Origin of the sequence: Streptomyces sp. NPDC059567 (genome assembly GCF_042735655.1) — a bacterium.
Taxonomy (GTDB): domain Bacteria; phylum Actinomycetota; class Actinomycetes; order Streptomycetales; family Streptomycetaceae; genus Streptomyces.
Map to the genome: position 1 here is coordinate 1 of NZ_JBHWBS010000014.1, position 21,519 is coordinate 21,519.

18 protein-coding genes, 1 tRNA gene and 1 pseudogene are annotated in these 21,519 nt (G+C 68.8%); 8 read left to right on the forward strand and 12 right to left on the reverse strand.

Translation table 11 applies throughout. The features are described from left to right. The 12 genes and pseudogenes from ACFVZW_RS09660 to dnaA form a co-directional block, all read right to left on the reverse strand. Positions 1-288: pseudogene (locus ACFVZW_RS09660) on the reverse strand (hypothetical protein); the annotation flags it as partial. Then, complete coding sequence (locus ACFVZW_RS09665; protein ID WP_384519178.1) at positions 285-2,183, reverse strand: VWA domain-containing protein; 1,899 nt, start codon at positions 2,181-2,183, stop codon at positions 285-287. The gene ACFVZW_RS09665 and the pseudogene ACFVZW_RS09660, both read right to left, overlap by 4 nt. A 156-nt stretch (positions 2,184-2,339) precedes the next feature. Beyond that, on the reverse strand, positions 2,340-2,474 hold the full coding sequence (locus ACFVZW_RS09670; RefSeq protein ID WP_003958712.1) for a DLW-39 family protein: 135 nt from the start codon (positions 2,472-2,474) through the stop codon (positions 2,340-2,342). Between the two features lie 209 nt (positions 2,475-2,683). Then, positions 2,684-2,757, reverse strand: a tRNA-Ile gene (locus tag ACFVZW_RS09675). A 121-nt stretch (positions 2,758-2,878) separates the two neighbouring features. Continuing rightward, the gene (locus tag ACFVZW_RS09680; RefSeq protein WP_384519180.1) at positions 2,879-3,448 is read right to left on the reverse strand and encodes a DUF3566 domain-containing protein; all 570 of its coding nucleotides are present in this window, start codon (positions 3,446-3,448) and stop codon (positions 2,879-2,881) included. Positions 3,449-3,553: 105 nt separating this feature from the next. Beyond that, positions 3,554-6,154 (reverse strand): DNA gyrase subunit A, encoded by a 2,601-nt coding sequence (gene gyrA / locus ACFVZW_RS09685; RefSeq protein WP_384519182.1) that lies wholly within the window; start codon positions 6,152-6,154, stop codon positions 3,554-3,556. Positions 6,155-6,195: 41 nt separating this feature from the next. Next, positions 6,196-8,244 (reverse strand): DNA topoisomerase (ATP-hydrolyzing) subunit B, encoded by a 2,049-nt coding sequence (gene gyrB / locus ACFVZW_RS09690; RefSeq protein ID WP_384519184.1) that lies wholly within the window; start codon positions 8,242-8,244, stop codon positions 6,196-6,198. Positions 8,245-8,607: 363 nt separating this feature from the next. After that, a complete protein-coding gene (locus ACFVZW_RS09695; protein ID WP_384519302.1) occupies positions 8,608-9,153 on the reverse strand; it encodes a DUF721 domain-containing protein in 546 nt (181 codons plus the stop codon). A gap of 34 nt (positions 9,154-9,187) precedes the next feature. Continuing rightward, positions 9,188-10,309 (reverse strand): DNA replication/repair protein RecF, encoded by a 1,122-nt coding sequence (gene recF / locus ACFVZW_RS09700; protein WP_384519186.1) that lies wholly within the window; start codon positions 10,307-10,309, stop codon positions 9,188-9,190. A 56-nt stretch (positions 10,310-10,365) separates the two neighbouring features. After that, on the reverse strand, positions 10,366-11,244 hold the full coding sequence (gene gnd / locus ACFVZW_RS09705; protein ID WP_362359528.1) for a phosphogluconate dehydrogenase (NAD(+)-dependent, decarboxylating): 879 nt from the start codon (positions 11,242-11,244) through the stop codon (positions 10,366-10,368). Between the two features lie 109 nt (positions 11,245-11,353). Beyond that, on the reverse strand, positions 11,354-12,484 hold the full coding sequence (gene dnaN / locus ACFVZW_RS09710) for a DNA polymerase III subunit beta (RefSeq protein WP_030205035.1): 1,131 nt from the start codon (positions 12,482-12,484) through the stop codon (positions 11,354-11,356). Positions 12,485-13,322: 838 nt separating this feature from the next. Next, on the reverse strand, positions 13,323-15,104 hold the full coding sequence (dnaA, locus tag ACFVZW_RS09715; RefSeq protein WP_384519189.1) for a chromosomal replication initiator protein DnaA: 1,782 nt from the start codon (positions 15,102-15,104) through the stop codon (positions 13,323-13,325). Between the two features lie 383 nt (positions 15,105-15,487). Here dnaA and rpmH point away from each other — a divergent pair, with 383 nt between their 5' ends. The 8 genes from rpmH to ACFVZW_RS09755 all read left to right on the forward strand — a co-directional run bounded on the left by rpmH (position 15,488) and on the right by ACFVZW_RS09755 (position 21,482). Beyond that, positions 15,488-15,625, forward strand: coding sequence for a 50S ribosomal protein L34 (gene rpmH, locus ACFVZW_RS09720; RefSeq protein WP_060891143.1), 138 nt, complete (start codon positions 15,488-15,490; stop codon positions 15,623-15,625). A gap of 21 nt (positions 15,626-15,646) precedes the next feature. Then, positions 15,647-16,018 (forward strand): ribonuclease P protein component, encoded by a 372-nt coding sequence (gene rnpA / locus ACFVZW_RS09725; protein ID WP_376439037.1) that lies wholly within the window; start codon positions 15,647-15,649, stop codon positions 16,016-16,018. After that, complete coding sequence (yidD, locus tag ACFVZW_RS09730) at positions 16,015-16,341, forward strand: membrane protein insertion efficiency factor YidD (protein WP_384519191.1); 327 nt, start codon at positions 16,015-16,017, stop codon at positions 16,339-16,341. The genes rnpA and yidD overlap by 4 nt, the downstream gene beginning before the upstream one ends. Before the next feature lie 3 nt (positions 16,342-16,344). Next, positions 16,345-17,655, forward strand: coding sequence for a membrane protein insertase YidC (gene yidC, locus ACFVZW_RS09735; protein WP_384519193.1), 1,311 nt, complete (start codon positions 16,345-16,347; stop codon positions 17,653-17,655). Between the two features lie 13 nt (positions 17,656-17,668). Continuing rightward, complete coding sequence (locus tag ACFVZW_RS09740; protein ID WP_376439044.1) at positions 17,669-18,181, forward strand: protein jag; 513 nt, start codon at positions 17,669-17,671, stop codon at positions 18,179-18,181. A gap of 115 nt (positions 18,182-18,296) precedes the next feature. Next, on the forward strand, positions 18,297-19,013 hold the full coding sequence (gene rsmG, locus ACFVZW_RS09745; protein ID WP_384519195.1) for a 16S rRNA (guanine(527)-N(7))-methyltransferase RsmG: 717 nt from the start codon (positions 18,297-18,299) through the stop codon (positions 19,011-19,013). Positions 19,014-19,302: 289 nt separating this feature from the next. Next, the gene (locus tag ACFVZW_RS09750) at positions 19,303-20,379 is read left to right on the forward strand and encodes a ParA family protein (RefSeq protein WP_384519197.1); all 1,077 of its coding nucleotides are present in this window, start codon (positions 19,303-19,305) and stop codon (positions 20,377-20,379) included. After that, positions 20,376-21,482: a ParB/RepB/Spo0J family partition protein gene (locus ACFVZW_RS09755; protein ID WP_384519199.1), complete on the forward strand. Its 1,107-nt coding sequence runs from the start codon at positions 20,376-20,378 to the stop codon at positions 21,480-21,482. Before ACFVZW_RS09750 ends, ACFVZW_RS09755 begins: the two co-directional genes overlap by 4 nt. Positions 21,483-21,519: the final 37 nt, after the last annotated feature.

Consider the following 21,519-nt stretch of genomic DNA (forward strand, 5'->3'; position numbering starts at 1 on the left):
CACGTACGCGTTCTGCTTCGCGTCCAGATCGACCCGGTAGTAGAGCTTGCCGTCCTTCTTGATGCTGTCGCGGTAGCTCTGACCGGCCTTCAACTGCTGGGCGTCCAGGCTGGACGCGGCGCCCTCGACCTGCGTGGCGCCACCGTCGAAGGCGTACGGTTCCTCGCCGGCCGCCCATGCCGCGCCCGGCAGCACCGCGGCCGCGAACACCGCCGCCGCACCCGCCGCGGCGACCAGGGACCCGGCCGCCCGCATCCTCCCGCGCTGCCTCTTCACGCGCCTGTTCACGCGCCTCTCCTCGTGTCCGTAGCCGTCCCGCCCCGTACCCGCTTCACAACGAACACCGCCGCCGCGATCAGCACGGCGCCGCCGCCCGCCCCGGCGGCCCCGGTGACGGTCCATCCTGCCCCGCCCGTCCCTCCGCTGTCTGCGTGTGCGGACGATTCGCCCTGCTTGTCGGTCTTTCCGGCCATCGGCGCCGCACCGTGCTCCGGCCCGGTCAGCTTCTCGCCGATGACCGCGATCCGCAGGACCATGGCGATCTGCGGGTTCCGGGCGATCTCGGCCGTCTCGGCGCCCAGCGTGACGGCGATGTAGAAGCCGCCGGTGGTGTGCACCGGGACGACGTTGGGGTTGCTCTCGTACCGGTTGGTCCAGGCGATCGGCACCGTGCCCATGCTCAGCGCGGTGGGACGGCCGTTGTACGTGGTCTGCGAGCCGAACTCGCCGGTTCCGCCGCCGACGGGGTGGCGGGCGGGGGTGTAGACCTGCGTGCCGCCGTACGACATCACCGACGAAGAGCCGTCGACGGTCGGTTCGTTGGCGAACTCGACGTCGTAGCGCAGCTGCTGTCCCCAGCCGACCGGCACCTTGTACCAGAGGGTCTGCGAGGGCAGGAGCCGGTCGCGCCACACGCCCCGCCCGAGCTCCCGGGCGTCGTTGAAGCCGGTCCCGCCGCGGACGTCCTTCGGATCGCCGGTGGGCAGGACGGCCTCCTTGCCGCCGGATCCGTACTCCGGCTGCGACTGCGCCGGGGTGACTCCGGCGCGCAGCGGCTTCTCGACGCCGAGGACCAGCTCCAGCGGCCAGCGGGCCGCGTCGGACGCGGGCTTGCTGGAGCGCTCGACGACGAACCGGTAGCGGCCCGCCTTGTCGCAGGTCGAGTACCGCTTCTCGGTCGGGATGCGGGAGACGGCCGAGGTGAGCGGGACGGCTCCCTCGTTCTGGTGGAAGATCTCGCTGTTGGTCGCGCAGGTGCCCTCGCCGCCGGCGTGGGCGTAGACGAGGCCGGTGCTCAGCTTGTCGACGGTGTCCACGGCCGCTCCGGGCTGCGGCACGGCCGTCGCCGAGAAGTCCACCGTGGAGACGTCGTCCAGGTCGACGGCGTAGTACCGCTTCTCTCCGGGCCCGATGGTGTCCAGGTACTGCCCCGGTACGAGTCCGGGCGCCCGGTCGCTCGTCGGGGTGCCCGCGATCTGCTTGCCGCGCAGCCGGTAGCCGTCCGCCGAGAGCCGCGAGGCGCGCTGGAGCTGGCGGGCGAGCGCATCGGCGTCGGGCGCGTCGTAGTAACGGCCGTTGCCCGCCTCGGCGATGCACTCCAGCTGCGTGCGCGCCGCGCCCTTCACCTGGAAGCCGACGGTGTCGATCCGCAGGCCGACGCCGGCCTTGGCGAGCTGTGCGGCGACTTCGCAGGGCTTGGGGGTGCCGCAGGTGTCCTCGCCGTCGGAGATCAGCAGGATGGTGCGCGTCGCGATCGTTCCGCCGGAGGGCTCGGGGAGGTCCTGGGCGGCCTTCTGGAGGGAGAGGCCGATGGGGGTGTCCCCGGTGGGCTTCAGCTCCGCGACGGCGGCCTTGAGCCCGGCCCGGTCCAGCGGTGCGACGGGCCGGACGAGCCGGGTGTCCGTGCAGCCCTGGGGCCGGTCGGCGCCGTAGACCCGCAGTCCGGTGGGATGCCCGTCGGGCAGGCCGTCGACGACGGTGCCGACGGCGGTGCGGGCCGCCTCCATCCTCGTACGTCCCGAGCCGTCGTCGTCGCCCATGGAACCGGACGAGTCGAGCACCATCACGAGGCTGCCGCTCCCGGGCGCCTCCCTCTCGGCCGCGGCCGCTCCCGGTGCCGGCGCGAGCAGGAGGGCGAGCAACGCCCCCACCACCCAGCCGGCCGCTGTACGTCGCACTCTCATGCCGCTTCCCCCTTGACCGCGATCACTCAGCTTTGCTCTCGCAACCTAGTGATTTGCGTAGGCGAACTCAAGAGGGGCGGCGTCACGGTCCTGAAACAGCGCGAAGCCCCGGCCGCTCGAAAGCGGCCGGGGCCTCACACTCAGACATTCTGCGACTCAGACACCCGAACCTGCGGGCACGGAGTCGGTCGCCTCCGTCCACAGATCCTGCTCGGCGCGATCCGCCTGGATCTGGCGGTACACGAGGAGCCCGCCGATGGCGGCCAGTGCGACCAGGAGAAGCTTCTTCACCGCGCGACCTCGTCTTTCGTTGACGTAGGAGACTTCTGACGCCCACTCTACACACCGACCGATACCGATCGGTGACCTAGGCAGGGCCTGTGGCGCGAAAAGCAATCGGCCCGAACGGGTGAACCGTCGCCGTCCCGGCTCCCTCCGGCGACCAGTGGCCATGGAAACCGAAGACCCCCAACCGTGACCGGTCGGGGGTCTTCATGCTGTGGGGCTAACAGGATTTGAACCTGTGGCCTCATCCTTATCAGGGATGCGCTCTAACCAACTGAGCTATAGCCCCGCCGCGCTCTGCGGTGTGTGTCCCGCGCGCTGACTCCTGAAGATTAGCGCACGTGGGGGCCAGTCCCAAAATCGCCCGGGGCGGAGCCCCTGATGAGCACGGCTTCAGGCCCCCACGCAGCTCATTCGTCCTCGGCCAGCGTCAGCTCCACGCCGCCCACGAAACCGGCGGACAGGTTGTAGATGAACGCACCCAGCGTCGCCAGCGCGGTCATCAGGACCACGTCGATCACGGCGATCACGGAAGTGAACATGAGCACCCGCGGCAGCGAGAGGAACGACTGCAGATCGAAGCCGTTGGACTCGTTCGAGCCCGTCGCCTCGCTGATCGTGCCGCCGACGGTCGAGAAGACGCCCATGGCGTCCATGACCATCCACAGCACCGAAGCGGCCACGATCGTGCAGATGCCCAGCGCGATGGAGAGCAGGAAGCTCACCTTCATCACCGACCACGGGTCGGCCTTGGCCACCCGCAGCCGCGCCTTGCGCGTACGGGGCGTGGTGCGGGCCCCGGTACGCGGACGGCGCACCGCGCCGGTGTTCTGACCGCCCGCGCCGGCGGCCGGCGCCTGAGCACCGTACGCCTGCGGCGGGTGGTAGGGCCCGCTCGGCTGCTGCGCTCCCGCGCGTTCGCCGGGCCGCGGCCCGTTGTACGTCTCGTACGAGGGCCCCTGCCCTCGGGTGTCCGTCACCGCAACCCCCTGGGAGTCCGTGGCGGAACCACGGGCACCGTTCGCTCCGGCACCAGCAGAAGCTCCGGCAGCCGCCGAACCGGCGCCCGTGGCTCCACTCACGCTCTACTCCTCGTGCTCCCCGGCCGAGGGCTGGGTGCCCTCGGCTGCCTCGACCGCGGTCGCGGCCTCGACGCCATCGCCGTCGGCGGCGGCTTCGACCTCTTCGGCCTCGCTGCCCGCCTCGGCGTTCCGTGCGATGCCGACGACGGCATCGCGCTTGCCCAGGTTGATCAGCTGGACGCCCATGGTGTCACGGCCGGTCTCCCTGACTTCGTTGACTCGCGTACGAATCACACCGCCGGACAGCGTGATGGCGAGGATCTCGTCCGTCTCCTCGACCACCAGCGCGCCCACGAGCGAGCCTCGGTCCTCCACGATCTTGGCGGCCTTGATACCGAGGCCACCGCGACCCTGGACGCGGTACTCGTCGACGTTGGTCCGCTTCGCGTACCCACCGTCGGTGGCGGTGAAGACGAACGTACCCGGCCGGACGACATTCATCGAGAGCAGCTCGTCGCCCCCGCGGAAACTCATCCCCTTGACGCCCGACGTGGCGCGTCCCATCGGACGCAGCGCGTCGTCCGTCGCGGTGAAGCGAATCGACTGCGCCTTCTTGCTGATGAGCAGCAGATCGTCCTCCGCCGAGACCAGCTCGGCGCCGATCAGCTCGTCGTCGCTGCCGTCCTCCGCCTCACGGAGGTTGATCGCGATGACACCACCGGAACGCGGCGAGTCGTAGTCCTTCAGCGCGGTCTTCTTCACCAGACCGGCCTTGGTGGCGAGCACCAGGTACGGCGCGGCCTCGTAGTCGCGGATCGCGAGGATCTCGGCGATCTGCTCGTCCGGCTGGAAGGCCAGCAGGTTGGCGACGTGCTGACCGCGCGCGTCCCGGCCGGCGTCCGGAAGCTCGTACGCCTTGGCCCGGTAGACCCGGCCCTTGTTGGTGAAGAAGAGCAGCCAGTGGTGGGTCGTGGAGACGAAGAAGTGGTCGACGATGTCGTCCTGCTTCAGCTTCGTGCCACGGACGCCCTTGCCGCCGCGCTTCTGCGAGCGGTAGTCCTCGGTCTTCGTCCGCTTCACATAGCCGCCACGCGTGATGGTGACGACGATGTCCTCCTCGGCGATCAGGTCCTCGATGGACATGTCACCGTCGAAGGGCACCAGCTTGGAGCGGCGGTCGTCGCCGAACTTCTCGACGAGCAGCGCCAGCTCCTCGCTGACGATCTGGCGCTGACGCTCCTCGGAGGCGAGGATCGCGTTGTACTCGTTGATCTTCGCCTGGAGCTCGTCGTGCTCGGCGACGATCTTCTGGCGCTCCAGGGCGGCGAGCCGGCGCAGCTGCATCTCGAGGATGGCGTTGGCCTGGATCTCGTCGATCTGCAGCAGGCCCATCAGGCCCTCGCGCGCGACCTCGACCGTGTCACTGCGCCGGATGAGGGCGATGACCTCGTCGATCGCGTCCAGTGCCTTGAGCAGACCGCGCAGGATGTGGGCGCGCTCCTCGGCCTTGCGCAGCCGGAAGCGGGTCCGGCGCACGATGACCTCGATCTGGTGCGTCACCCAGTGGCGGATGAACGCGTCCAGGGAGAGCGTGCGCGGCACACCGTCGACGAGCGCCAGCATGTTGGCGCCGAAGTTCGTCTGCAGGTCGGTGTGCTTGTACAGGTTGTTCAGCACGACCTTGGCGACGGCGTCGCGCTTGAGCACGATGACGAGCCGCTGGCCGGTGCGGGACGAGGTCTCGTCGCGGACGTCGGCGATGCCGCCGATCTTGCCGTCCTTCACCAGGTCGGCGATCTTCTGCGCGAGGTTGTCCGGGTTGGTCTGGTACGGAAGCTCCGTGACCACCAGGCACTGGCGGTTCTGGATCTCCTCGACCTCGACGACCGCGCGCATCGTGATGGAGCCGCGACCGGTGCGGTACGCCTCCTCGATGCCCTTGCGGCCCACGACCAGCGCGCCGGTCGGGAAGTCAGGGCCCTTGATGCGCTCGATGAGCGCGTCGAGCAGCTCCTCGTGCGTGGCCTCCGGGTGCTCCAGCGCCCACTGGGCACCGGCCGCGACCTCGCGCAGGTTGTGCGGCGGGATGTTGGTCGCCATACCGACCGCGATACCGGCCGAGCCGTTGACCAGCAGGTTCGGGAAGCGCGCCGGCAGGACCGTCGGCTCCTGGTTACGGCCGTCGTAGTTGTCCTGGAAGTCGACGGTCTCCTCGTCGATGTCCCGGAGCATCTCCATGGCCAGCGGCATCATCTTGCACTCGGTGTACCGCATGGCGGCGGCCGGGTCGTTGCCCGGGGAACCGAAGTTGCCGTTGGAGTCCACCAGCGGCAGCCGCATCGACCAGGGCTGGGCGAGGCGGACGAGCGCGTCGTAGATGGAGGAGTCGCCGTGCGGGTGGTACGTACCCATGACGTCGCCGACGACGCGGGCGCACTTGTAGAAGCCCTTCTCGGGCCGGTAGCCGCCGTCGTACATCGCGTACAGCACACGCCGGTGGACCGGCTTGAGGCCGTCCCGCACGTCGGGCAGCGCGCGCGACACGATGACGGACATCGCGTAGTCGAGGTACGAGCGCTGCATCTCGGTCTCGAGCCCGACGGGCTCGATCCGCAGCACCGGCTCTTCTTCTTCGGTGGTCACAGGGGGGTTCTCGTCGGCCATTGCTGGTCGTCAGTCCTTTCGTACGGTCAGCTGAGACCGACTCAGATGTCGAGGAAGCGAACGTCCTTGGCGTTGCGCTGGATGAACGAACGCCGGGCTTCGACGTCCTCGCCCATCAGCACCGAGAACAGGTCGTCCGCCTGGGCCGCGTCGTCCAGGGTCACCTGGCCGAGGACACGGTGGTCCACGTCCATCGTGGTGACGCGCAGCTCCTCGGCGTTCATCTCGCCCAGACCCTTGAAGCGCTGGATCGAGTCTTCCTTGATCCGCTTGCCGTTCCGCTTGCCCAGCTCGACCAGCGCGTCGCGCTCACGGTCCGAGTACGCGTACTCGAAGTCGTCCCGGCCCCACTTGATCTTGTAGAGCGGCGGACGGGAGAGGTAGACGTGACCGGCCTCGACCAGCGGACGCATGAAGCGGAAGAGGAAGGTCAGCAGCAGGGTGTTGATGTGCTGGCCGTCGACGTCGGCGTCCGCCATCAGAATGATCTTGTGATAGCGGAGCTTCTCGATGTCGAAGTCCTCGTGGACTCCGGTGCCGAAGGCCGAGATCAGCGCCTGGACCTCGGTGTTCTGCAGGATCTTGTCGATCCGCGCCTTCTCGACGTTCAGGATCTTGCCGCGAATCGGCAGAATGGCCTGGTACATCGGGTTACGGCCGGACTTGGCCGAGCCACCGGCCGAGTCACCCTCGACGATGAAGATCTCGCACTTGGTGGGGTCGTTCGACTGGCAGTCGCTCAGTTTGCCCGGGAGGGACGCCGACTCCAGCAGGCCCTTGCGGCGGGTCAGGTCGCGCGCCTTGCGGGCCGCCACGCGCGCGGTGGCCGCCTGGATCGACTTGCGGATGATGTCCGCGGCCTCGACCGGGTTGCGGTCGAACCAGTCGTTGAGGTGCTCGTGGACGATCTTCTGGACGAAGGTCTTGGCCTCCGTGTTGCCCAGCTTCGTCTTCGTCTGGCCCTCGAACTGCGGCTCGCCCAGCTTGACCGAGATGATCGCCGTCAGACCCTCGCGGATGTCCTCACCCGTGAGGTTGTCGTCCTTCTCGCGCAGCAGCTTCTTGTCCCGCGCGTAGCGGTTCACCAGGCCCGTCAGCGCGGCCCGGAAGCCCTCCTCGTGCGTACCGCCCTCATGCGTGTGGATCGTGTTCGCGAAGGAGTACACACCCTCGCTGTACTGCGAGTTCCACTGCATCGCGATCTCGACCGAGAGCGTGCGCTCCTTGTCCTCGGCCTCGACGTCGATGACGGTCGGGTGGATCAGCTCGCCCTTGCGCGAGTTGAGGTACTTCACGAAGTCGACGATGCCGCCCTCGTAGTGGTACTTCACCGTGCGCGCGGTGGGCTCGGCGGCCGCCTCGGCGTCCGGGTCGTCGGCGCCGACGGTCGCCTTCGCGGACTCGCGCTCGTCGGTGAGGGCGATGGTGAGGCCCTTGTTGAGGAAGGCCATCTCCTGGAAGCGGCGCGAGAGCGTCTCGAAGGAGTACTCGGTCGTCTCGAAGATGTCCGGGTCGGACCAGAACGTGACCGAGGTGCCGGTCTCGTCGGTCTCCTCGTGCTTCGCGAGGGGCGCGGTCGGGACGCCCATCTTGTAGTCCTGCGTCCAGCGGTGGCCGTCGGTCTTGATCTCCACCGAGACCTTGGTGGAGAGGGCGTTGACGACGGAGACGCCGACGCCGTGCAGACCGCCGGAGACGGCGTAGCCGCCGCCGCCGAACTTGCCGCCCGCGTGGAGGACCGTCAGCACGACCTCGACGGCCGGCTTGCCCTCGGAGGGGACGATGCCGACGGGGATGCCGCGGCCGTTGTCGACGACGCGGACACCGCCGTCGGCCAGGATCGTCACGTCGATGGTGTCCGCGTGGCCGGCCAGGGCCTCGTCGACGGAGTTGTCGACGACCTCCTGCACCATGTGGTGCAGTCCGCGCTCGCCGGTCGACCCGATGTACATGCCGGGTCGCTTGCGGACCGCGTCCAGACCCTCGAGGACGGTGATCGCGCTGGCGTCGTACGACGCAGCGTTGGCGGACGGAGTGTTCTCGTTGGGGTTGCCGGAATCGGCCACGAAGCGCCCTTTCTGGCACAGCACAGGCCGTTCTCCGGGCATACGGGAGCGGCTGCGTCGTTCGACTTGTTCCGCGGGGTGGCGGGATTGTCTACCAGTCTACCGGTAGCGCCGACACGAATGGGGGTTTGCCGGTACCTGAGTCCGCATGTGCCGCCCTGGGCGGGAGCGAGACGACTCCCCATATCCAGGGAGGGGCTCCGAAGGGCTCTGACGGCCACCCAGCGCTTCGAGTCGTAGCGGGGCGTGGGCACCGCGGCCGCAACCGCTGCGGGCGATCGCTCCCCACCCACCCACCCCGTTGTGGGCATACGTTCCGCAGGGCGGAACGGGTGGGCACAACGCACAAGACCGGCGCCTTCGCTTGACCCCGCCCCGCCCGGCGCTCTAGCCGTACGTGTCCCCAGGCCCGACAGACCCCGGCGCCCGCAACGGCCCGTACCCCTTCCGCGGACCACCCGGCCCCAGGACCTTGATCACCCGCACCGTCCCGTGCCCCAGATCCTCGTTCAGCCGCGCCACCAGCCTCGGCGCCAGCAGCCGAAGCTGCGTCGCCCACGCCGTGGAGTCGCACTGCACGGTGAGCACCCGCTCCTCCGGCGCCTCGTCGTACTTCAGCGGTACGCAGTGGTTCGCCAGGTCCTCGCCCACGATCTGCGGCCAGCGCCCCATGACCCCGCCCACCGCCGCCGGCGTCTCCCAGCCGCGCTCGGTGATGAGCCGGTTGATCGCGGCGCCGAGCCCGACCGGGTCGCGTCCGTCGGCATGGGCGCCCGAGCGCAGCCCGCCGCCGCGCCGGGCCTGCTTCTTCTGCTGCGCCGCCGCGCCCCGCGCCTTCGCCTGCTCCTTGGCCGCGCGCAGCGCGACCCGCGCGAGATCCACACCCGACGGCTCGGCCGCCTTGGGGGCCTGGGAGACCCCGGCCTGCGGGATCTGCGCCTGGGGGCTCTCGTTCTCGCTCACGACCTCACAGCCTCTCCACCGAACCCCCCGCGACCGCGTACCGGACCCCCGCGAGCACCCCCGGGACGTCGTCGTCCACCGCCGCCGTCACGAGCACCTGCTCGCCCGGAGCCACCAGCTCCGCGAGCCGCTCCCGGCGCCGCGCGTCCAGCTCCGCGAAGACGTCGTCGAGGACGAGCACCGGCTCGTTCCCCTCCGCCCGCAGCAGGTCGTACGAGGCCAGCCGCAGCGCCAGCGCGTACGACCAGGACTCCCCGTGGCTCGCGTATCCCTTCGCCGGCAGATCGCCGAGCTTGAGCAGCAGCTCGTCCCGGTGCGGCCCGACCAGCGTCACGCCGCGCTCGATCTCCTGCTTGCGCACCTCCGCGAGCGCGGCGATCAGCTGCTCGTACAGCTCCTCACGGCTGTGCCCGGGGCCCGGCGCGGACGGTCGGTACTCCAGCAGAATCGGTCCGCCACCCGGCGCCAGCTGCTCGTACGCCTTGTCGGCCAGCGGCTGCAGTACGGCGATCAGATCCAGCCGCTGCGCCAGCAGCTCGGCGCCCGCCCGCGCCAGATGCTGGTCCCACACGTCCAGCGTCGACAGGTCCATGCCACGGCCGCCGTGCCGCCTGGCCATCGCCGCGGACTTCAGCAGGGTGTTGCGCTGCTTGAGCACCCGGTCGTAGTCGGAGCGCACACCCGCCATGCGCGGCGCGCGCGCCGTGATCAGCTCGTCGAGGAAGCGCCGGCGCTCCCCGGGATCGCCCTTGACCAGGGCCAGATCCTCCGGAGCGAACAGCACGGTCCGTACGATCCCCAGGACGTCACGCGGCCTGACCTGCGAGGACCTGTTGATACGGGCACGATTGGCCCGGCCCGGGTTGAGCTCGAGCTCGACCAGCTGGGAGCGCTCGCCCTGGGTGACCGCGGCGCGGATGATCGCCCGGTCCGCTCCCATACGTACGAGCGGGGCGTCCGAGGCGACGCGGTGGCTGCCGAGGGTCGCGAGATAGCCGACGGCCTCGACCAGATTGGTCTTGCCCTGGCCGTTGGCGCCCACGAAAGCGGTGACGCCCGGATCGAGCGGGACCTCGACCCGGGCGTAGGAGCGGAAGTCGGCCAGCGACAGATGCGTGACATGCATGGTGTGCGCCGACCTTCCCCCGGCTGCTGTGCACCGAGGGGTGCACAGCCTGTGGATTACTTCTTGGACTCGACCGCGTGGCCGCCGAACTGGTTGCGCAGCGCGGCGATCATCTTCATCTGCGGGGAGTCGTCCTGACGGGACGCGAACCGCGCGAACAGCGAGGCGGTGATCGCGGGCAGCGGCACCGCGTTGTCGATCGCGGCCTCCACCGTCCAGCGGCCCTCGCCGGAGTCCTGTGCGTAACCGCGGAGCTGGTCCAGGTGCTCGTCCTCGTCCAGCGCGTTGACCGCCAGGTCCAGCAGCCAGGAACGGATGACCGTGCCCTCCTGCCAGGAGCGGAAGACCTCGCGCACGTCGGTGACGGAGTCGACCTTCTCCAGGAGTTCCCAGCCCTCGGCGTACGCCTGCATCATCGCGTACTCGATGCCGTTGTGGACCATCTTCGCGAAGTGGCCGGCACCGACCTTGCCCGCGTGGACCGAGCCGAACTCGCCCTCGGGCTTGAGCGCGTCGAAGATCGGCTGGACCCGCGCCACGTGCTCGGCGTCGCCGCCGTACATCAGCGCGTAGCCGTTCTCCAGGCCCCAGACACCGCCGGAGACGCCGCAGTCGACGAAGCCGATGCCCTTGGCCGCGAGCTCCTCGGCGTGCTTCTCGTCGTCGGTCCAGCGGGAGTTGCCGCCGTCCACGACGATGTCGCCGGGAGCGAGCAGCTCCGCCAGCTCGTCGATGGTGGACTGGGTCGCGGCACCCGCCGGGACCATGACCCACACGACGCGCGGACCCTTGAGCTTGCCCACAAGCTCTTCCAGGCTGTGGACATCGGCGAGGTCCGGGTTGCGGTCGTATCCGATGACGGTGTGGCCTGCGCGGCGGATGCGCTCACGCATGTTGCCGCCCATCTTGCCGAGACCGACGAGACCGAGCTCCATCAGAGATTCCTTAAGCGTCGTGTGCGGTTTACCCGGGTCCGAGCCTACGCCCGGACCCGGGTGCACACCTGTGGGGTCAGCCGCTCAGTCGACGCCCACCAATGAGCTGTCAGCCGCTCAGGCGAACCGGCATGATCAGGTACTTGTACGCCTCGTCCGCCTCGGCGTCGACCGCCGGCTTGCCGCTCAGAAGCGCCGGCTTGGTGGACGTCGTGAAGGAGAGCTGGGCGACCGGGGAGTCGATCGCGCTCAGGCCGTCCAGCAGGAAGGTCGGGTTGAAGGCGATCGAGATGTCGTCGCCCTCCAGCTGCGCGTCCACACGCTCCACAGCCTGTGCGTCGTCGCTGGAGCCCGCCTCCAGGATCAGCACGCCCTGCTCGAAGCTGAGGCGGACCGGGGTGTTGCGCTCGGCCACCAGGGCCACACGCTTGACGGCCTCGACGAACGGAGCGGTCTCGATCACCGCGACCGAGTTGAACTCGGTGGGGAAGAGCGTCCGGTACTTCGGCAGGTCGCCCTCGAGCAGCCGGGTGGTGGTGCGGCGGCCGGCGCCCTCGAAGCCGATCAGGCCCTCGCCCTTGCCGGAGCCGGAGAGCGCCAGGGTGACCGTGTCACCGCTCGTCAGCGCCTTGGCGGTGTCCAGGAGCGTCTTCGCGGGCACCAGGGCGACGGCGGAGGCGTCCGGGGACTCCGGCTTCCACAGGAACTCGCGGACCGCGAAGCGGTAGCGGTCGGTGGAGGCCAGGGTGACCGTGTCGCCCTCGATCTCGATGCGCACACCGGTGAGGACGGGCAGCGTGTCGTCACGGCCCGCGGCGATGGCGACCTGGGCGGCGGCGGAGGCGAAGACCTCACCGGGCACGGTGCCGGTCGCGGTGGGCATCTCCGGCAGCGCCGGGTACTCCTCCACAGGCAGGGTGTGGAGGGTGAAGCGGGAGGAGCCGCAGACCACGGTCGCCCGTACACCGTCTGTGGAAATCTCCACCGGGCGGTTCGGCAGGGCGCGGCAGATGTCGGCGAGCAGGCGGCCGGAGACCAGGACGGTGCCGTCCTCCTCGACCTCCGCCTCGACGGAGACACGGGCCGAGACCTCGTAGTCGAAGCTCGAGAAGCTCAGCGCGCCGTCCTCGGCCTTCAGCAGAAGGCCCGCGAGTACGGGCGCCGGCGGACGGGCCGGGAGGCTGCGGGCCACCCAGGCCACCGCCTCCGCGAGTACATCGCGCTCCACCCGGATCTTCACCGGAACCGCCTCCTGCTGTTGCTGGCTCTTCGTCGACTGCGGGAACCAGTCTGACGTACGCCGCCGACACTCGGTGCGGCTCGGGGTCAAGTCGCGACAAGAGGCCGACGAGGCTCCGGCGCCGAGTTGTGCACAGGTCCCACTTCGAAGCGGATTCCGGGCTAACTCTATGTGGGAGTAGTAGTAGGGCCTGTGGAAACCGTGGATAACGTCGTATGCGCAGGTCAACGCCGGTTTTTTGTCCACTGCCCCTGTGGGTGGACCCGGTGGACAACCGGGGTCTTCTGTGGACACCCGAAAGTTCTGCACACCCGGTACACAGGCAACCTGGAGTTCTCCCCAGTACTGTCCCCAGCTTTACCCACGTTCCCCACAGCCCAATCGTCTCCCTTGGTGTGACCGCTTTCACTCGACGCGGTGATGCCGGGTGTTTTGTTGCCGAACAGTGGACAGCGGTGTGGAGAAGCTGTGGGCAACCGACGGCAGCCTGTGGGTCGCCGGTGGACAACCGAGAGGACGCCCTGTGGACGAAAGATTCGTCCACAACCTGTGGATCAAGGTTGCCAACAAATCCACACCCATCTGACCTGGAGTGATGACCCCTCAGCCGGCGGGCCTGTGGATGGGATCCGGATAACTCGGCAGTCCCCACCCTGTGGACGGAAGATCATCCCCCAATCTGTGGAGAACGTGCCACCCGCTCCACGGATTCGAACAGCACGGCCGTGCACAACCGTGCGGGAAACGGCGAAGGGCGCCCCGGGAGGTGTCCCGGAGCGCCCTTCAAGGGGTGCGGAGCGGCTCTCAGCCGTGCCCGTGAGCCGCCTGAGCCGCCGCCTCAGCCGTTCTTGATGCGGTTGGTCAGCTCGGTGACCTGGTTGTAGATCGAGCGCCGCTCGGCCATCAGCGCGCGGATCTTCCGGTCCGCGTGCATCACCGTCGTATGGTCGCGTCCACCGAACTGCGCGCCGATCTTAGGCAGCGACAGATCCGTCAGCTCCCGGCACAGATACATGGCGATCTGGCGGGCCGTCACCAGGACCCGGCTGCGCGAGGACCCGCAGAGGTCCTCCACCGTGAGTCCGAAGTAGTCGGCCGTGGCCGCCATGATGGCCGGCGCCGTGATCTCCGGCGCCGAGTCCTCGCCGCCCGGGATCAGGTCCTTGAGGACGATCTCGGTCAGACCCAGGTCCACCGGCTGGCGGTTGAGGCTGGCGAAGGCGGTGACGCGGATCAGCGCGCCCTCCAGCTCACGGATGTTCCGCGAGATCCGGGAGGCGATGAACTCCAGCACCTCCGGCGGGGCGTTGAGCTGCTCCTGCACCGCCTTCTTGCGGAGGATCGCGATCCGCGTCTCCAGCTCCGGCGGCTGCACGTCGGTGGTGAGGCCCCACTCGAAGCGGTTGCGGAGCCGGTCCTCCAGGGTCACCAGCTGCCTGGGCGGCCGGTCGGAGGAGAGCACGATCTGCTTGTTCGCGTTGTGGAGCGTGTTGAAGGTGTGGAAGAACTCCTCCTGCGTCGACTCCTTGCTCGCGAGGAACTGGATGTCGTCGACCAGCAGGATGTCCACGTCGCGATAGCGCTTGCGGAAGGTGTCGCCCTTGCCGTCGCGGATCGAGTTGATGAACTCGTTGGTGAACTCCTCGGAGCTCACGTACCGCACGCGCGTGCCCGGGTAGAGGCTGCGCGCGTAGTGCCCGATCGCGTGCAGCAGATGGGTCTTGCCGAGACCCGACTCGCCGTAGATGAAGAGCGGGTTGTACGCCTTCGCCGGCGCCTCGGCCACCGCGACCGCGGCGGCGTGGGCGAACCGGTTCGAGGAACCGATGACGAAGGTGTCGAAGAGGTATCGGGGGTTCAGCCGTGCATGCTGCTCGCCCGGGGCGCCGGCCGCGGAAGCCTGTCCGGTGGAGGAGGCGGCGCCGCCACCCACGGGACCCGGTACCGGTCCGCCCGGTCGGAGACCGGGGCCGCCGCCCGAGCGCGGAGCGTCGGGCAGCTCGGCCCGCTCCGGCCGCTGCGGCTGGTCGTAGGCGGACGGCCGCTCGTCGTACCGCGGCTGCTGGGGCTGCTGCGTACGCGGGCCCGCGTACGGATCGCGCTCCTGGAACGAGCCGAGCCGCGGCTGCTGCCAGGACAGGTCGTCCTGGGTGCGCGGCCAGGAGCCCGGGTCGGGGCGCTGCTGCTGGTAGTCCGGGTAGGCGGGGCGCGCCGTGGGCAGGCCGTCGTCCGGCATGGGGCGGTGGCCGCCATAGCCGTCGTACTTGTCGTAGGACTCCGCCGGCGGCCGCTCGTCGTAGCGCGGCGGCTGCTGCTGGACCGGAGGGGCGAGGGGGGTCGGCTCGCCGACCGAGTCGTCGACGGTGATCGCGATCCGGATCGGTCGGCCGCACTCGCGGCTCAGGGTCTCGCTGATCAGCGGAGCCAGGCGTCCCTCGAGAACTCGCTTGCCCCATTCGTTGGGGACGGCGAGCAGTGCGGTGTCGGCCACCAGTGCGAGAGGCTGGCAGCGCTCGATCCACTGCTTGTCCTTGGGCTCGATGCCCTGCTGGCCTTCCGCGAGGAGCTGCTCGAGCACGCGTGGCCACACTGCGGCAAGATCGGCAGGTACGTCAGCCACAGGGCACGCTTTCTCGCAGGTCCCACGAATGTGTGGTTCTCGGGACGGTGGGTCGAAGTTCCGTCTAGGACAGGTAAGGACAGAACGGAAAAAGATTGAGGAGTCCAGCCACGGTAGTCGCGGCGGCTGACCTCGTTCAAGTTGTTGTCCACAGCCTGTGCACAATGGACCCCGGTGATCGGTCGGTTTGACCGGATGGCGTAGCCGCGCGTACCGTAACCAGGTCGAGTTGTCGATGGCTGCTGCCGCCTGCCTCCGATGGGCAAAGATCACGGTCTGTGATCGTGAAGCGGTGCACTCGGGCGTATTGCGAGCTACTCGTGGGCGCACGGTGACAGCCAGGCGATGTCCCGCCATCTACGAATCATTTCTGGAGCCCCCGAGTGAGCAAGCGCACCTTCCAGCCGAACAACCGTCGCCGCGCCAAGACCCACGGCTTCCGCCTGCGGATGCGTACGCGCGCCGGTCGCGCCATCCTGGCGAACCGCCGTTCCAAGGGTCGCTCGAGCCTGTCCGCCTGATCCGCTTAAACAGGTCATGACGTGCTGCCTACCGAGAATCGGCTGAGGCGGCGCGAGGACTTCGCAACCGCGGTACGCCGAGGGCGCCGGGCCGGTCGCCCGCTCCTCGTCGTCCACCTGAACAGCGGTGCAACGAACCCGCACGCGCCTGGGGAGAGCGCTTCCCCGGCACGTGCGGGTTTCGTCGTGAGCAAGGCCGTGGGCGGCGCCGTCGTACGCAACCAGGTAAAGCGACGCCTGCGCCATCTCGTCCGCGAACGACTGTCCGAGCTGCCCCCCGGTAGCCTGGTGGTCGTACGGGCGTTGCCCGGAGCCGGCGACGCCGATCACGCACAGCTGGCCCGAGACCTGGACACCGCTCTTCAGCGGCTCCTGGGAGGGGGCACGCGATGAAGTACCCGCTGCTGGCTCTCATCAAGCTGTACCAGTGGACGATCAGCCCGCTCCTCGGGCCCGTCTGCCGGTACTACCCGTCGTGTTCCCACTATGGATTCACGGCCATCGACCGGCATGGCGCGATCAAGGGCACAGCCCTGACCGCCTGGCGCATCCTGCGGTGCAATCCGTGGTCGCCCGGCGGCGTGGACCACGTGCCTCCGCGCAAGCGTCCTCGCTGGCATGAACTGCTGCGGAACACGTTGCGTGGCGACAAGGGCGGGTCCACCGCCGAGACGAGCCCGGCCGCAGAGACCTCGCCCAATGCTCAAGGAGCCTGATTAGTGGACACGATTGCCAATTTTTTCAGCTTCATCACCACACCTGTCTCATGGGTGATCGTCCAGTTCCACAAGCTGTACGGGGAGATCTTCGGCCCTGACACGGGCTGGGCCTGGGGCCTGTCGATCGTGTCCCTCGTGGTGCTGATCCGTATCTGTCTGATCCCGCTCTTCGTGAAGCAGATCAAGTCGACGCGGAACATGCAGGCGCTCCAGCCGAAGATGAAGGCGATCCAGGAGCGCTACAAGAGCGACAAGCAGCGTCAGTCCGAAGAGATGATGAAGCTGTACAAGGAGACGGGCACCAACCCGCTCTCCTCGTGCCTTCCCATCCTGGCGCAGTCGCCGTTCTTCTTCGCCCTCTACTCGGTGCTGTCCCACATCGCCGAGGGCAAGACGATCGGCGTCATCGATCAGCCGCTGCTCGAGAGTGCCCGCCAGGCGCACATCTTCGGCGCCCCGCTGGCCGCCACCTTCACCGACAGCGCCGCCGAGGTCGCCGCTCTCGACGCCTCGCTGACCTCGGTCCGCATCGTCACCGCGGTCATGATCATCATGATGTCGGCCTCGCAGTTCTACACGCAGCGCCAGCTGATGATGAAGAACGTCGACCTCTCGGTGAAGACGCCGTACATGCAGCAGCAGAAGATGCTCATGTACATCTTCCCGGTGATCTTCGCCGTCATGGGCATCAACTTCCCCGTCGGTGTCCTCGTCTACTGGCTGACCACCAACGTGTGGACCATGGGCCAGCAGATGTACGTGATCAGCCAGAACCCCACCCCGGGCAGCAAGGCCCAGGACGCCTACCTCCAGCGCCTGCTGAAGAGCGTCGGGTCGCACGGTGAGGTCCGCGGTCGCCGTCGGAAGAACATCGTCAAGGCCATCGTCGCCAAGGGCGCCGATCGCAACGAGAACGAGCGCCGCTTCTTCTCGGGCCTGGCCAAGGCGGGCTTCGCCCCCCAGGCCGACGGCACCGTGATCAAGAGCGACACCGTCGCCGCCGAGGTCGAGGGTGGTGCCGCCGCCAGGCGTCAGCAGCCCAAGCGCCAGACCAAGGCGAAGCGACAGGCCGCGGCCCAGCACTCCACGGCGAAGCCCGAGGACGCCGAGGGTTCCGACACGTCCGGCGAGAAGCCCACCACCTCGCTGGAGAAGAAGCCGCAGGACGAGGCCAAGAGCGAGGCCAAGGACTCGGAGCAGGGCGACAAGCCCACGCGTCCGAGCCGGGCCAACTCCGGCGGCAACCGTCAGGCCAAGTCCGGTCAGCGCAAGGGCCAGCAGCGCCCGAAGCACCCGTCGTCCAAGAAGTAGAAGGAGTCCATCCGTGACGGAAGGCACCATCTCCGCCGCCGCCGAGGGTGGCGACACCCTCACCCGCCTGGAGCAGGAGGGTGAGATCGCGGCCGACTACCTCGAGGGTCTGCTCGACATCGCCGACCTCGACGGCGACATCGACATGGACGTCGAGGCGGACCGTGCGGCGGTCTCGATCGTCAGCGACTCGAGCAGCCGCGACCTGCAGAAGCTCGTGGGGCGGGACGGCGAGGTGCTGGAGGCGCTCCAGGAGCTGACCCGCCTGGCCGTGCACCGGGAGACCGGTGACCGCAGCCGGCTGATGCTCGACATCGCCGGGTTCCGCGCCAAGAAGCGCGCGGAGCTCGCCGAGATCGGTGCCAAGGCCGCGTCCGAGGTGAAGTCGACCGGTGAGCCGGTCAAGCTGGACCCGATGACGCCGTTCGAGCGCAAGGTCGTGCACGACGCGGTCGCCGCGGCCGGTCTGCGCAGTGAGTCCGAGGGCGAGGAGCCGCAGCGCTTCGTCGTCGTACTCCCTGCCTGACCCCTCTCGCAGAGTCGGCCCCGTCTGCTCGCAGGCGGGGCCGATCTTGTCAGCCTGATAGTCAGCCACCACAGTGCGCTCGCACCTATGTGTGCGGTGCGGAAGGACGGTTCCCGTGACGGAGGCAGCGGAGCTCCCCCCTGCGCCCGAACAGGCGCGGACGGTATTCGGTGAGTTCTTCCCGGAGGCCGTCCGGTACGCGGAGCTCCTCGCGGACGCGGGCGTCAAGCGCGGGCTGATCGGCCCGCGTGAGGTTCCCCGGCTGTGGGAGAGGCACCTGCTGAACTGTGCGGTGCTCTCCGAGGTGGTGCCCGAGGGCGTCACCGTGTGCGACGTCGGCTCGGGCGCCGGGCTGCCCGGTATCCCCCTGGCCCTCGTACGGCCGGACCTGAAGATCACGCTCCTGGAGCCGTTGCTCCGCCGTACGAACTTCCTCCAGGAGGTCGTGGAGCTGCTGGGCCTGGACCATGTCACCGTGGTGCGCGGCCGCGCCGAGGAGATGCTCGGCAAGCTCCCGCCCGTGCATGTCGTGACCGCGCGCGCCGTGGCGCCGCTGGACCGGCTGGCCGGCTGGGGAGTCCCGCTGCTGCGTCCGTACGGCGAGATGCTGGCGCTCAAGGGCGACACGGCCGAGGAGGAGATCGCCGGCGCCCGCGCCGCGCTCTCCAAGCTCGGTGTCGTGGGGACCTCCGTGGTCCAGGTCGGCGAGGGCATCGTGGATCCCCTGTCGACCGTCGTACGAGTGGAGGTCGGCGAGAGCCCGGGCGGTGTGAGGTTCGCCGCAAAGCGAGCCAAGGCCGCCCGTCCCAGCCGGACGCGTCGTCGCCGCTGAGCCGTCAATGCGGCGTGACTGAGTCGTCAACGCGACTCGACTGAGCCGTACAAGCTGCCATACGTACGTATTTCGGAGTGTCGAGCGGTCCTGCGTGGGCGGCGAGTGCATCGTGTTTCACGTGAAACGTCGCTCACTGCTGCAGGGGATCATCAGCCGCGGCCGCGCGGCTGCCACGCCCCGGGACCGCAAACCTCTCGCGAAGCCACTCGCGAGAGGGACGGGATTGTCCACAGAGGTGGAATCCTCCACAGAACCACGGGCCTCGCTGGTTCACGACCCCGAAAGCATGGCAGGCTCTGTTCATCGCGAGCCTGAAGCCGAGGAGAGTGAATCCTTGCGGTCCGACGCCAACATCGCGGGACCGATGACCGATCCGGTCCCCGGTCCCCGAACCGAATCGGCGGGGGAGGATGTTTCACGTGAAACACCGCCCCCGATGGACGACACCCCCATTGGTCGTGCTGCCCAACTGGCAGTAGAGGCACTGGGGCGTGCCGGCGAGGGTCTTCCCCGGCCTGCACAGACGCGCGTGATGGTGGTTGCCAACCAGAAGGGCGGTGTCGGCAAGACGACCACGACGGTCAACCTTGCCGCCTCCCTGGCGCTGCACGGCGCGCGCGTCCTGGTCATCGACCTCGACCCGCAGGGCAACGCCTCCACGGCCCTGGGGATCGACCACCATGCCGAAGTTCCCTCGATCTATGACGTCCTGGTGGAGAGCAAGCCGCTCTCCGACGTGGTGCAGCCCGTTCAGGATGTCGAAGGTCTCTTCTGCGCTCCCGCCACCATCGATCTCGCCGGTGCGGAGATCGAGCTGGTGTCGCTGGTGGCGCGGGAGAGTCGACTGCAGCGAGCGATCCAGGCGTACGAGCAGCCGCTGGACTACATCCTGATCGACTGCCCGCCCTCGCTCGGCCTGCTGACGGTCAACGCCATGGTGGCGGGGGCCGAGGTGCTGATCCCGATCCAGTGCGAGTACTACGCGCTGGAGGGCCTGGGCCAGCTCCTGCGGAATGTCGACCTGGTGCGTGGGCACCTCAACCCCACGCTTCATGTCTCGACGATCCTGCTCACCATGTACGACGGCCGGACGAGGCTCGCCTCGCAGGTCGCCGACGAGGTGCGCACCCACTTCGGCGAGGAGGTGCTGCGGACCAGCATCCCGCGATCCGTGCGCATCTCGGAGGCGCCGAGCTACGGCCAGACCGTCCTCACCTACGACCCGGGCTCGAGTGGTTCGCTGTCGTATCTCGAGGCGGCCCGTGAGATCGCGCTGCGGGGTGTCGGTATCCAGTACGACCCTCAGCACGTCCACGTGGGCCACCAGAACAGCCAGCCAAGCATGTCGGAGGGGATCCAGTGAGTGAGCGACGTAGGGGGTTGGGGCGTGGGCTCGGTGCGCTGATCCCTGCTGCTCCCCAGGAGCGGCAGGCGCCGGTCGTCGGTGTGGGGGCGGGCGCTGCCTCCCCCGGAGCCGTTCCGGCCCTGTCCTCGGAGCGAGGGGTGGCTGCCGCGAAGGTGGCGACCCTTCCTCAGAGCCCGCAGTCTCCGGACTCGGTCGTTCCCGTGATCGAGGCCGTGGCGGTCGAGGAGCCGGAGTCCCCCGCCGGGGCGCACTTCGCCGAGCTGCCGCTGGACTTCATCACGCCCAACCCGAAGCAGCCGCGTGAGGTCTTCGACGAGGATGCTCTGGCGGAGCTGGTCACCTCCATCAAGGAGGTGGGTCTGCTCCAGCCGGTCGTCGTGCGGCAGCTGGGTGCAGAGCGCTACGAGCTCATCATGGGCGAGCGTCGCTGGAGGGCCTGCCGTGAGGCCGGCCTGGAGCGCATCCCCGCGATCGTTCGTGCCACGGAGGACGAGAAGCTTCTCCTGGATGCCCTCCTGGAGAACCTTCACCGGGCGCAGCTGAACCCGCTGGAAGAGGCCGCCGCCTACGACCAGCTGCTCAAGGACTTCAACTGCACCCACGACCAGCTGGCCGACCGCATCGGGCGCTCGCGGCCGCAGGTCTCCAACACGCTGCGACTGCTGCGGCTGTCGCCTCCGGTCCAGCGACGCGTCGCGGCCGGTGTCCTCTCGGCCGGTCACGCCCGTGCTCTGCTCTCCGTGGAGGACCCCGAGACCCAGGACAAGCTGGCGTACCGGATCGTGGCCGAAGGGCTCTCGGTCCGTGCGGTCGAAGAGATCGTGACGCTTATGGGCTCGGAGCCCACTGCCACGACGAAGGCGAAGGGGCCGAGGGCAGGGGCGCGCGTCTCCCCGGCACTGACGGGTCTGGCGACCCGGCTCTCCGATCGCTTCGAGACCCGCGTGAAGGTCGACCTGGGGCAGAAGAAGGGAAAGATCGTCGTCGAGTTCGCCTCGATAGAGGATCTGGACCGCATTCTCTCGACCCTCGCTCCGGGCGAGGGACGGGTCATGGACCAGGTGAACTCCGAGCAGAATGAGGAAGACGACGAGGGCTGATCTGCCTTCTGGAGCCTCCAGGGCGGGCCGTGTTCCG